Here is a 12,283-nt window from a genome sequence, read left to right on the forward strand (position 1 = left end):
CACCCGGCTCGCCCACACACGAGGCCGCCGGTGAGCGCACTCGGACACACGGTTCTGTACCTGGGCCCCAAGAGCGGGACCTGTCTGGACCGCGCCAACGCCCTGCGCCGCATCGGCTGCACGGTGGAACACATCGACCTGCGCAGCCTGCTGCCCCAGCACCGGTGGGTAGACCGCTGGGCGTGGCATGTGGGTGGCCACTGGTTTTCGGCACTCGTTGCCAAGGGTCTGGTGCGCACGTTGGAACACAAGCGGTTCGACTTGTGCCATGTGGACGGCGGCGAGTGGGTTACGCCCACCGTGCTGAAAATATTGCGTGATCACGCCGAACGTGTCGTGAACTACAACATCGACGACCCCACCGGGCCACGCGACGGCGCACGCTTCACCGCCTACCGGCAGTCGGTCGGTTTGTACGACTTGCTGGCCGTGGTGCGCGAAGACAACCTGCCCGAACTGGAAGCGCTCGGTGCGCACAACGCCGTGCGCGTGTACCGCAGCGCCGACGAAGTCAATCACGCACCGCGCACACTCACGGTCAGCCAACGCCTGGCATGGATGTCCGAGGTATTGTTTCTGGGCAGCTGGTTCCCGGAGCGCGGCCCGTTTCTGCGTGACTTGATCCGGTTGGGTGTGCCGCTGACGATTCGTGGTCCGAACTGGCACAAGGCTCCCGAATGGTCCGAGCTGAAACCGCATTGGGCCGGAGGGGCCATTGGAGGCGACCAATACGCGATGGCCATTCAGTGCTCGCGGGTCAACCTGGGACTGCTCTCGCGAGAAAACCGCGACCAGCACACGACCCGTTCACTGGAAATTCCGTCGCTGGGTGGGCTGCTGTGCGCCGAGCGAACGCATGAGCACATGGCCATGTATGAAGAAGGCGTGGAAGCTCTTTTCTGGAGCAACGCTGAAGAGTGCGCTGCCACTTGCCTGCAAGTGCTTGGCGACGAGCCGCGCCGTGTCCGAATCGCCCAGGCCGGCCATGAGCGCTTCAAGCAAAGCGACCACCGCAACGAAGCGGTGATGCGCTTGCTGCTGGAAGCGGTGGAAGCGGTGGCCCAATGAGCCGAGCCATGCACCAGCGCGTGCTCGCCGCCATGGGCGCCCACTCGATGGGCATGGCCATCACGGTCGGTATCCAGCTCGCCTCGCTGCCCCTGTTTCTGGCCGTCTGGGACACCGCTGCATACGGCATGTGGCTGCTCATCTCGGCCCTGCCCGCCTACCTGGCGATGGCGGATGCGGGCATGGTCACAGCGGCTGGCAACCGCATGACGATGGCAATGGGTGCAGGCGACAACGCGCTGGCCAACCGGATTTTCCAGAGCGCACAGGTGTTCATGCTCATCGTCTGTGCGACCCTGGGCGCACTGGTCTTGCCCGTGATCTGGTGGTCACCCTGGCCAGCAGATGCCACGGTGGACCAGCGCATCGCCTTGGTGGCCCTGACGGCCAGCGTGCTGGTGTCGTTTGCCGGCGGGCTTTCCGAGCAGGTCTTCAAGGCCTCCCACCGGTATGCACTGGGCACCCTCCTGGGCAACCTGACCCGCCTCGGGGAGTGGGCGGGCTGGATGATCGGCTTGTTGATGTTCGGCTCCTTCAGCGCGGTGGCGGTGGGCGGTTTGACCTTGCGTGTGGTCGGGACCCTGCTGACCATGGCTGTGGCCAGCCACGACGCCCATGGCATGCGTTGGGGCCTGCGCGGCGCGACCCGCGATACCGTGCGACAGATGATCCGGCCCGCCGCGGCGTTCATGGCCTTCCCCTTGGCCAACGCGTTGAGCTTTCAGGGCGTGACCCTGCTGGTGGGCGCCATGTTGGGACCCGTGGCGGTCGCGGTGTTCAGCACCTACCGCACCCTGGCACGCACAGCGGTGCAGGTGACTGCCATGTTCAGTCACTCCCTGTGGCCGGAGTTCTCCCGCTTGTTCGGGCAGGGCTCACTGACCGAACTCAGGAAACTGGCCGAGCGCGGTGGCTGGCTGAGCGCAGCCCAGGTGGTGGTGCTGTGTGGTGGGCTGTATCTCGCCTCGCCATTGCTGTTGCAAGCCTGGACACACGGCAAGATTGCATTCGACCCCGCGGTCATGGGGCTGCTGACCGCCTATGCGGCTGTCGGGGGTCTCTGGCACGTGCCTCGCGTGCTGCTGATGTCGACCAACCAGCATGGCGCTCTGGCCTTGTGGACCGTGCTGGCCAGCGCCATGTGCGTGACCCTCACCGCCTGGCTTGCACCTTCCAGGGGCTTGAACGGTGTGGGTTGCGCCATGCTGTTGAGCGAATTGCTGGTTGCCGGAGCTTGCGTCGTGCTGGCTCTGCGCGCACTGGGACATCGCGGTTTGGCGTCGACGGTGATGCCATGAAAGTTGCGTTGTCGGTGATCGGGAAGTTCCACACTTTTGATCTGGCACGTGAACTGCACGCGCATGGGGCGCTGGCGGTCGTGCTCACTGGGTATCCGCGCTTCAAACTGCGCGCGGAGCGCTTGCCCGACGCCTCGATCCGCACCTTCCCCTGGGTACAAGCCCCCTACATGGCCAACCCGATCAAGTCGCGAATGCCTCGTGGCTTGATCAGGGAATGGGAAAACCTGGCTGCCACCACCTTCGGGCGTTGGACGGCACACGCGCTGCCTGAGTGCGACGTGTATGTGGGTCTTTCAGGCAGTGGATTCAAGGCGGGGCAGATGCAACAGGCTCGGGGTGGACGCTATGTCTGCGACCGGGGTTCTTCTCATATCAAAGTGCAGGACACCTTGCTCCGCGAAGAGCACACGGAGTGGGGGCTGCCGTTTGAAGGCATCGACCATCGCGCCATTGAGCGCGAAGAGGCGGAATACGCGTTGGCGGACTGCATCACGGTGCCGTCCGGATTCGCGTACCGGTCGTTCGTGGATCAAGGCGTTGCGTCCGAAAAGATGCGCTTGCTGCCGTACGGCGTCAACCTGTCCCGCTTTGCGCCTTGCGGCACCCCTGATCCAGCGCGTTTTGATCTGTTGTTCGTTGGCGCGATGAGTCTGCAGAAGGGTGTTCCTTACCTGTTGCAGGCTTTCAAACGGGTTCGACACTCCGGAAAGTCACTCACGTTCGCCGGGGCCGTCGCGCCACAACTCATCGCACTCATGAAGGTGCGTGGCCTGTGGTCGGATGACATCCGTGTGCTGGGCCACGTGCCGCAGGCCGAACTCAAACAAGTCATGAGCCAAAGCCACGTTCTTGTTCTGCCCAGCGTTCAGGAAGGGCTTGCCATGGTCATGGCCCAGGCCATGGCCTGTGGTTGCCCCGTGATAGCCAGCGAAAACACCGGTGCACGCGACCTGTTTGACGACGGACAGGAAGGGTTCATCGTCCCCGTCCGCAACCCACAGGCGCTCACCGAACGGCTGCAACGCCTTGCAGATGAACCGGACTTGCGCATGCGCATGAGTGCACAAGCGCTGGAGCGCGTCAAACGCATGGGTGGGTGGCGAGACTATGGCCAACGTGCCTTGAGCACCTACCAAGCCTTGGTGCACTCATGAACGCCAACGACGTTCCAGACCGCGCCGGGAATCATCGGCCCTTGACGCAACAAGCAGCCTACCTGAGCAACGGCCGTCTGATCCTGTTGGGGTTGATGGGACTGGCATTGCTCGCCCTGCTCGCGCAGATGGGCATTGCCTTCACATCCGAAAACGTCGCATCAGCCAGCATCGTCTTTGCCTCGACGACCGCCATGCTGCTGTACCTCCTGTGGACACCCGCGCTCCAGACACACCCGCTGTCCACCTTCGCGGTGTTCGGCTTCTGCGTCACCTCCCAGTTCGGCGCCTTGCTGGGTCAGACCCTGTACTGGACACCACTGGCCGACAACCTGCGCCAGCCCATCGCCACGTTCGCCCTGCTCGCCGCATTTCAGGCGCTGGCCATGGTCGCCCACACGGGCCACCGCTGGCTGATGCCTGCGCCCGAAGCGCAGCGCGGTTCGCTGCCGCGCCAACTCCTGCACAAGGCGGGTCTGTACAACACACCGAGCACGGGTGTGCTGTGGTTCATGGGCTATGTCGGGTTGCTGGCGTTCCTGTTGGGCTCGGGCCGCGAAGGCACCTTTGGCAAGGCCATGCACGGGTTGGCGTTCATCACCTGGGCGCCGTTCCTCATCCCCATGTACCTGATCCAGTTTGGCGATGCCTACAGCAGCTTTCGCCGGCAGTGGCCCTACCTGGCGGTCTTTGCCGGTCTGGTGGTGCTGTTGGGGCTGGCGGCCAACGCGCGGCAGGTGATGCTCTCCGGCTTCGTCACCATCGCGCTGTTTGCGCTGCTGGGCGCGATGCGCAGCACCAACAAGGTGTCTGGAAAGCGGGTGCTCAAGCTCGGCGTTCTGGGCCTGGTGCTCGCGGGCCTGGCGATCCCGCTGAGCGATCTCGCCACCGCCATGGTGGTGGCACGCAAGGTGCGCAGCAACGTGTCGGCGGTGCAGATGGTTCAGGAGACGCTCTATTACTTCCAGCGGCCCGAGGCGCTGGCCGAGCAGAACGAGGATCAACGCAACGCCACGCTGGGCAAATACGACGAGTACTACTTCGAGAACCCGTTGCTGGCGCGGCTCGTCGAGACCAAGTTCCACGACAACTCGCTGTACTTCGTCTCCACCTTCACCCAGAGCGACGCCGATCTGCTGACAGAGACGACGGTGGACCTGTTCTGGGCCATCCTGCCCGACCCGGTCATCAAGCGCCTGGGTGTGAACATCGACAAGAAGTCACTGGAGTTCTCCATGGGCGACTACCTGAGCCACCTCAGCCAGGGCGCGCCTCTGGGCAGCCGCCGCACCGGCTCCATGCTGGCGCAGGGCGTGGCGCTGCTGGGTGTCGGCTTTGCCGTGCTCTACATCGCCTTTTGCCTGGTCGCATTCACCATGATGGACCTGCTCTCGTTCCGCAACCGCAGCGGGCAGGTGGTGCTGTCGGCCGTGGGCATGCTGGCCGTGTGGCGGCTGTTCCAGTACGGCGTCACCTCGGAATCACTTCAGGCCTGGGTCAGCGGCATGCTGCGCACCATCCCGCAGAACATCGTGTTGTTCTTGCTGGTGGCGGCGGTGGCCCGCAGCCTCGGCATGTTTTTCGGCGGGGGTTCACGCGGCGAGCGCGGTCCTCTGCACCGGGCCACCGGCCTGCACACCTCGAGTTGAGCCATGCGCATCGTGCTGTTCACCCACCCACCGTTCATGGCTTCTCAAAGCATGCCGCGCTTTGCGCGCATGCTGCAGCAGGCATACCAGGAGCGCGGCCACGAGGTGCACCTGTGGGCACCCCAACCGCTGGTACACCGCTGGGTGCCGGCCGGGCGCTGGTCCAAGTGGGCAGGCTACATCGACCAATACCTGCTGTTCCCGCTGCGGGTGCGTCGTGAGGTGGCAAAACAACCGGCAGACACCCTGTTCGTGATGGCCGATCAGGCCCTCGGGCCTTGGGTTCCACGGGTCAAGCACCGGGCGTTGGTGGTGCATGTGCACGACCTGCTGGCCCTGCGCTCGGCGCTGGGCGAAGTGCCGCAGAACCCCACCGGATTCACCGGACGCCTCTACCAGCGCTACATCCGTTGGGGCTTTGCTCAAGCGCGCCATTTCATCTGCACCTCACAGCGCACCCGCAGCGACCTGCAGCGAGTGGGCGGCGTGGCGCCGGACACCGCCGAGGTGGTCTACAACGGACTCAACCAGCGCTTTGCGCGCACACCCTCTGCCACGGCGAGGTCCTTGCTGCGAGTGGCCGGCCTGCCTGTGCCTGACGACGGCCTGCTGCTGCATGTGAGCGGCAACCAGTGGTACAAAAACGTGATCGGCATCCTGCACATCTACGCGCGTTATGCCGCCGGTCAGGCCCATCCCCTGCCGTTGTGGCTGGTGGGTGTTCCGCAAACCGACGCGGTGCGCGCCGCGCTGGCCGCCGTGCCGCCTCAAGGCAAGGTGCACTTTCTCTACGGCATCGACCACGCCCTTCTGCAGGCCGCGTACTCGCTGGCCAGGGCCTTCCTGTTTCCCAGCCTGGCCGAAGGGTTCGGCTGGCCGATCGTGGAGGCCCAGGCCTGTGGTTGTCCGGTGATCACCACCGACGACTCGCCCATGAACGAGATCGGCGGCCCGAACGCGGTGTACCTCCCCCTGCTCGGCCCCGATGACGACCGGCGGGCGTGGGCTGCCCAGGGCGCGACCGCGCTGAACACCCTGCTGTGCGAGCCGGCACAGGCGGCCGCGGAGCGGGCTGCGGCCTGCGTGGCCTGGTCCCGGCGCTTCGAGGCAAACCTCGTCATCGATCAGTACCTGCAGGTCTACCAACGCGTGCTCACCAGCCACCTCACCCCCATCGATCGGGCTCTGGCCCGGGCTTCCACATGAAAATCCTGCACGTGATCTCGTCAGCCAACCCGGCGGGCGGTGGCCCCATCGAAGGTGTGCGCAACCTAGGGCAGCGCATGCTGGAACTGGGCCACACCACCGAGCTGGTGACGATGGACGACCCCGCCGAGCGCTGGCTGGAAAACGCGCCGCAACCCGTGCACGCGCTGGGCCCGGTGCGTACCGGTTACGGCCTGAACCGGCGCCTGCTGCCATGGCTCAGGTTGCATGCCGCGCACTATGACTTCGTCATCGTCAACGGCATCTGGCAGTACCACAGCTTTGCCACCTGGCGCGCGCTGACACGTCTCAAACGTCCCTATGCGGTGTTCACGCACGGCATGCTCGATCCCTGGTTCAAGCGCGCCTACCCGCTCAAGCATCTGAAAAAGTGGCTGTACTGGCCGTGGGCGGAGTACCGGGTTCTGCGCGACGCCTCGGCGGTTTTGTTCACCTGCGAAGACGAACGCGTACTGGCTCGCGATTCGTTCTGGCTCTACCGGGCGCGCGAGCAGGTGGTGACCTACGGCACACGCCCGCCGCCCGTCGACAAGGCTGCGCTGGCCGCGCGCTTCCTCGCCGAATACCCCGGACTGCAGGGCAAGCGGGTGCTGCTCTTCCTGAGCCGTATCCAGGAAAAGAAGGGCTGCGACCTGCTGATCAGCGCCTTCGCCGACGTGGCCGCGCAAACACCGGACCTGCATCTCGTGATGGCCGGCCCCGACCAGAGCGGCTGGATGACTGCCTTGAAGACCCAGGCCACGCAACTCGGCGTGGCCGATCGCATTCACTGGCCCGGCATGCTGCAGGGGGACATCAAGTGGGGCGCGTTCCACGCGGCCGAGGCCTTCGTGCTGCCCTCGCACCAGGAGAATTTCGGCATCGCCGTGGCCGAGGCCCTGGGCTGCGGCCTGCCGGTGCTGATCTCCAACAAGGTGAACATCTGGCGCGAAATCGAAACCGCTGGCGCCGGCCTGGTGGCGGATGACACCGTTGATGGCACGCGCTCGCTGCTGACCCGCTGGCTGGCACTGGGGCCGGCGGCGCGCGCGGACATGTCGCGGGCCGCCAGTCAACTGTTCAGCAACCGGTTCACGGTGAGCGCCATGGCCGAAAGCCTGTTGCGCGTGATCAACCAGCAAGCCTCAAAGGCCGTCCCATGAACAAGGCAAGCCATTCGGTGGGCCACATCGGCTCCGCACTGGACTGGGGTTGGGAGAACCTGCAGTTCCTGCGCATGCGGTTGCGCGGCCTGCAAGACAAAGAGGCCGATCTGACCAAGCTGCTGGTCGAGCTTGACGGCTACCGGTCGCTCTACGAATCCCTGACGGAACGCCCGTTTCAGCAAGCCTCGATGTTTGAAGTGGGTTACGGCGCCCGGCCGCTGCGCCTGCTGGCGCTCATCTCCATGGGCCTGAACGCGCGAGGCATTGACCTGGATGCGCCCATGCTCCAGGGCTCCGTTCACGAGCTGCTGCGCATCCTCAAGACCAACGGATGGCAGCGCTTCATCAAGAGCACGGTGCGAGCGACGGTGTTCGATGCCCACGAGCGCCACGCGCTGGACCGTGCCTTGGCTCGCCGGGGTGCGCGGCTTCGCGTGCAGCCCGATCGATTTCTGGTGGGGGACGTCTCCGACGTGGCATTGACCCCGGCATCGCTGGACTTCATCTACTCTGAAGACGTGTTTGAACACATACCGCGCGAAGCGCTGGACCGGGTGTGTGCCAGTCTGGCTCGAGCGCTCGCGCCTCAAGGGGTGGCCGTGATCTCCCCCTCCGTGTTCACCGGGATCGGCGGCGGTCACCTGGTCGAGTGGTACCCCCACACGCTGGACCGCGACATCGATCGCCGATCGGAGCCGTGGGAACACCTGCGGCAGCGGCGCTTCGCGCCCGATTGTTTTCTCAACGAGATGCGGCTGTACGAATACCAGCGCCTGTTCGAGCGCCATTTCAGCGTGGAGGCCGTGCACAACCTCCAGGCGGGCCTCGGCCGCACTTTTCTGACCGAAGACGTGCGGGAGGAACTGGACGACTACAGCGTGGAAGAGCTGCTCGGTGACAAGTGGCGCTTCGTGCTGCGCAAAAAGCCCGAGGCGCAGCCGTGATCATCGAACACAACGACCCATTCACCCAGCCCTCCTTTTCCCTGCGCAACCGGCTGGGTCGCCTGGCGTGGGGCGGCGTGTGGCTGCTGCTGTTTCGCACCAGCCCGCGCCCCATGCACGCATGGCGGTGTTTTCTGCTTCGCTCGTTCGGCGCGGTTATCGGGCAGGACGTGCACATCTACCCCAGCGTGCGCATCTGGGCGCCCTGGCAACTCACATTGGGCACCCGCGTCGGCGTGGCCGACGGCGCCATGCTCTACAACATGGCGCACCTGACCGTGGGAAACGACTGCGTGATCTCGCAAGGCGCACACCTGTGCGGCGGCTCGCACGATGTCGACTCGCCCAACTTCCAGCTGGTGGCGCGTCCCATCGTCCTGGGCGACCAGGTCTGGATCTGCGCCGACGCCTTCGTCGCGCTGGGAGTGCGGATCGCGCCAGGATGTGTGGTCGGTGCCCGATCCCTGGTTTTGAAGGACATCAACGAACCGTGGACGGTGTGGGCAGGCCATCCGGCCGAGCGCAAGCGGCAGCGTCGACAAGGGAGCCAACCATGATTCCAATTTCCGTGTTGATCCTGACCAAGAACGAACAGCAGGACCTGCCAGGTTGCCTGGCCAGCGTCGCGTGGTCAGACGACGTGCACGTCTACGACTCCATGAGCAGCGATCGCACCGTGGAAATCGCACAAGCGGCGGGCGCGAGGATCACCCAGCGACCGTTCGACAACTGGGCCAGCCACCAGAACTGGGGCTTGCAGAACATCGCGTTCAAGCATCCGTGGGTGTTCTACATCGATGCCGACGAGCGCATGACCCCGGAGCTCGTGCAGTCCGTTCAAACGGCGGTAACGGCCCCCGGCGACAGCGTGGCTTTTCGTCTCGAGCGGCGCGATTTTTTCATGGATACCTGGCTGAGGCATGTGCAGACGTCATCGTTTTACATGCGCCTGTTCCGCCCGGAGAAGATGCGCTACGAGCGCCTGGTCAATCCGGTGTCTCTGGCAGACGGACCCGTGGGCGAGATCGCCGGCTATCTCGACCACTTTCCGTTCAGCAAAGGACTGGGCCATTGGTTCGACCGCCACAACAGCTACAGCCGGTTCGAGGCCGAACAGATCGTCGCCAACCGCCGGCGCGGCGAAGGTTTCTCGGTCATCAAGGCCTTGACCGAAAAGGACTTCCACGAGCGGCGCTACCACCAGAAGGAACTGTTCTACCGCCTGCCGCTGCGCCCGCTGGTGAAATTCCTGCTGCTGTACGTGGTCAAGCGGGGCTTCCTCGACGGCCGGGCCGGCCTGCGCTATGCCATCCTGCAGTCGATCTACGAATACATGATCGTTCTCAAGGTGGAGGAACGTGAACAGCAGTTGTCGGAGACGTCGGCGCCGGTGCTGCTCCAACAACCATGAAGATCCTGATCCACAGCGCCAACTTCGCACCCGAGCCCACCGGCATCGGCAAATACTCGGGCGAGATGGCCGAGTGGCTGGCCGCGCAGGGCCATGAGGTGCGTGTCGTGGCGGCCCCGCCCTACTACCCGGCCTGGAAGCTCGACGAAGCCTACCGCTGGCCACCCTGGCGCCACGAGATCTGGCGCGGCGTGCGTGTGTGGCGCGCGCCTCTGTGGGTGCCGCGCAAACCAGGGGGCCTCAAACGGGTGCTGCACCTGAGCACCTTCGCTCTGTCTTCCATGCCGGTGATGCTGCGGCAGGTGTTCTGGCGTCCCGACGTGGTGCTCACCGTGGCACCGGCGCTGGTGTGCGCCCCCGCAGGTTGGCTCACCGCACGCCTGAGCGGTGCCCAGGCGTGGCTGCATGTGCAGGACTTCGAAGTCGACGTGGCGCTGCAGATGGGGCTGCTCAAGGGCGAGCACCTGGCCCGCGCCGTTCGCGCAGTGGAATCCGCGTTGCTGAAGCGCTTCGACGTGGTCTCCACGATCTCGGGGCGCATGTGCGAGCACCTGCTGCGCAAGGGCGTGGCGCCTGAACGCACGCACCTCTTCGTGAACTGGGCCAATGTGGAGAGCATCAAGCCCCTGACCCAGCCGAGCACTTACCGTGCCGAGCTGGGCCTGTCCCCCACCACCTACGTCGCCCTGTTCTCGGGAACACTCAGCGCGAAGCAGGGCCTGCTGGTGATCCCGCAGGCAGCGCGCCTGCTGGTGCACCGGCACGATGTGCTGTTCGTGATCTGCGGCGGCGGGGCGATGCTGCCCGAACTCGAGCGCGCGGCGCGCGAGCTGCCCAACCTGCGCTTGCTGCCGCTTCAGCCACTGGAGCGCCTGGGTGAGCTGCTCGGCCTGGCCGACGTCCATCTGTTGCCACAAAGCCAGGAAGCCGAAGACCTGGTGCTGCCCTCCAAGCTCACCGGCATGCTCGCCAGCGGTCGACCCGTGCTGGCCACCTGCCGGGCCGACACGGAACTGGCCACCGTGGTCGGTCAGTTCGGCCGCGTCGTGCCCCCGGGTGATGCTGCCGCGCTGGCTCAGGCCTTGTGCGAGTTGCTGGCCGACCCTGTACAGCGCCGCGCGCTGGGTGCGCAGGCCAGAGAACACGCGATGCTGCACCTGGCACGCGACGGTGTGCTCGATCTGCTGGTGCGCCGCATGCAGGCACACGCCCCACAGATTCAGACAAGCCCATGAACACAAGCACCGCAACCCATCCGTTTCCATCGGCCGGCGACATCGTCATCTTTCAACCAGAGTTCGAGGAGTTCGGCGGTGAAGAACGCGTGATCCTGTCGCTGTCCGCCGGTCTGCATGCGCAAGGCAAGGCTCACAGCGTGCTTTGTTACCACGACCACATTGGCCTGGCGCGGCACGCGCACCTTCCGCTGCCGGTGTTTGAACTCAAACCGTCGGGCGGCGGATGGGTCAAAGCCATGGCACTTCGGGCCGCGTTGGCGCGGCTGCATGCACGGGGCGATCCGACACCCGTGCTGTTCAGCATCCAGTCGGCCTTGCACGCAGGCATGGCCAACCTGCGGAGCCACTCCCCCTACTTCCTGCGCATTCCCGACACCTACAGCCTGCTGAACTACGAGACCACCGCCACGGGTGGGCCCGGAAGGACGGAACGGCTCTCTGCAAGGCACTGGCTCACACGCCACGGCATCCGCTCAGCACGAGGCTTTGCCACCAACACCCTTGCGCTGGCCAACGAGATGCATGCCTTGTATGGTCGAAGGGCCGAGGTGGTGTACCTCGGCGGCTTCGGCCAACAGCCGCTGGCACAACTGCCGGCGCGCGCCAGCCAACCCATCGAGTTGTTGAGCGTTTCGCGGCTGCAGAAAAACAAGCGGGTGGACTGGATCCTGCAGAGCCTGGCGGAGATCGTTCGACGACCCGAGGGAGAGCCCGATTTTGTGTTGCATGTGGTGGGCGCAGGACCCGAAGAAGCTGCATTGAAGTTGATGAGCCAGGCGCTCGGACTGGGAGAGCGCGTGCGCTTCCATGGCTTCGTCTCGGACGATGCCTTGACCCACCTGTACCAGCGATCCCACGTGTTCCTGATGCCCGCATGTCAGGGCTACGGATTGCCCGCCATTGAAGCGCTGTACCGCCGGCAAGGCGTGGTGCTCAACCACGAATCGGGCGTGGTGGAGCTGCTGGCCGACTCACAGTGGGCGGTGGTGGCAGAACCCGGGCCGCTGGGCTTCACCCAGGGCGTTCGCGACATGTTCAAACGCGTCTGCGATCCGCGCTTCTTCGCCCATCCCTTGCCCTCATTGCCCACCGAAGGTGACTGGGCCAAAAAAATCATCGCGTTGTTTGGCTGGTAAAACCGTCTGC

At 65.0% G+C, this 12,283-nt stretch carries 11 protein-coding genes; all 11 read left to right on the forward strand.

What is annotated here, in order from left to right:
• Window positions 1–30: 30 nt before the first annotated feature.
• The 11 genes from IV113_RS03610 to IV113_RS03660 are packed head-to-tail and all read left to right on the forward strand — an operon-like array spanning window position 31 to window position 12,273.
• Window positions 31–1,068 carry a glycosyltransferase gene (locus tag IV113_RS03610; RefSeq protein ID WP_291080874.1) on the forward strand — a complete coding sequence of 346 codons (1,038 nt, stop codon included), beginning with the start codon at window positions 31–33 and terminating at the stop codon, window positions 1,066–1,068.
• Complete coding sequence (locus IV113_RS03615; RefSeq protein ID WP_291080875.1) at window positions 1,065–2,366, forward strand: hypothetical protein; 1,302 nt, start codon at window positions 1,065–1,067, stop codon at window positions 2,364–2,366. Before IV113_RS03610 ends, IV113_RS03615 begins: the two co-directional genes overlap by 4 nt.
• Entirely contained in the window at window positions 2,363–3,523 is a 1,161-nt protein-coding gene (locus IV113_RS03620) for a glycosyltransferase family 4 protein (RefSeq protein WP_291080877.1), read from the forward strand. The genes IV113_RS03615 and IV113_RS03620 overlap by 4 nt, the downstream gene beginning before the upstream one ends.
• Window positions 3,520–5,172, forward strand: coding sequence for a hypothetical protein (locus tag IV113_RS03625; protein ID WP_291080879.1), 1,653 nt, complete (start codon window positions 3,520–3,522; stop codon window positions 5,170–5,172). Before IV113_RS03620 ends, IV113_RS03625 begins: the two co-directional genes overlap by 4 nt.
• A 3-nt stretch (window positions 5,173–5,175) precedes the next feature.
• Window positions 5,176–6,378, forward strand: coding sequence for a glycosyltransferase family 1 protein (locus tag IV113_RS03630; protein WP_291080881.1), 1,203 nt, complete (start codon window positions 5,176–5,178; stop codon window positions 6,376–6,378).
• Window positions 6,375–7,541: a glycosyltransferase gene (locus IV113_RS03635; protein ID WP_291080883.1), complete on the forward strand. Its 1,167-nt coding sequence runs from the start codon at window positions 6,375–6,377 to the stop codon at window positions 7,539–7,541. Before IV113_RS03630 ends, IV113_RS03635 begins: the two co-directional genes overlap by 4 nt.
• Window positions 7,538–8,488, forward strand: a complete 951-nt coding sequence (locus IV113_RS03640) for a class I SAM-dependent methyltransferase (protein ID WP_291080886.1) — start codon at window positions 7,538–7,540, stop codon at window positions 8,486–8,488. Before IV113_RS03635 ends, IV113_RS03640 begins: the two co-directional genes overlap by 4 nt.
• Window positions 8,485–9,045: a putative colanic acid biosynthesis acetyltransferase gene (locus IV113_RS03645; RefSeq protein ID WP_291080889.1), complete on the forward strand. Its 561-nt coding sequence runs from the start codon at window positions 8,485–8,487 to the stop codon at window positions 9,043–9,045. Before IV113_RS03640 ends, IV113_RS03645 begins: the two co-directional genes overlap by 4 nt.
• Entirely contained in the window at window positions 9,042–9,899 is an 858-nt protein-coding gene (locus IV113_RS03650; protein WP_291080893.1) for a glycosyltransferase family 2 protein, read from the forward strand. The genes IV113_RS03645 and IV113_RS03650 overlap by 4 nt, the downstream gene beginning before the upstream one ends.
• The gene (locus IV113_RS03655) at window positions 9,896–11,134 is read left to right on the forward strand and encodes a WcaI family glycosyltransferase (RefSeq protein WP_291080895.1); all 1,239 of its coding nucleotides are present in this window, start codon (window positions 9,896–9,898) and stop codon (window positions 11,132–11,134) included. Before IV113_RS03650 ends, IV113_RS03655 begins: the two co-directional genes overlap by 4 nt.
• A complete protein-coding gene (locus tag IV113_RS03660; RefSeq protein ID WP_291080897.1) occupies window positions 11,131–12,273 on the forward strand; it encodes a glycosyltransferase in 1,143 nt (380 codons plus the stop codon). Before IV113_RS03655 ends, IV113_RS03660 begins: the two co-directional genes overlap by 4 nt.
• The last annotated feature ends 10 nt before the right edge of the window (window positions 12,274–12,283 follow it).

It is taken from the genome of Hydrogenophaga sp. (genome assembly GCF_018780385.1).
Taxonomy (GTDB): domain Bacteria; phylum Pseudomonadota; class Gammaproteobacteria; order Burkholderiales; family Burkholderiaceae_C; genus Hydrogenophaga.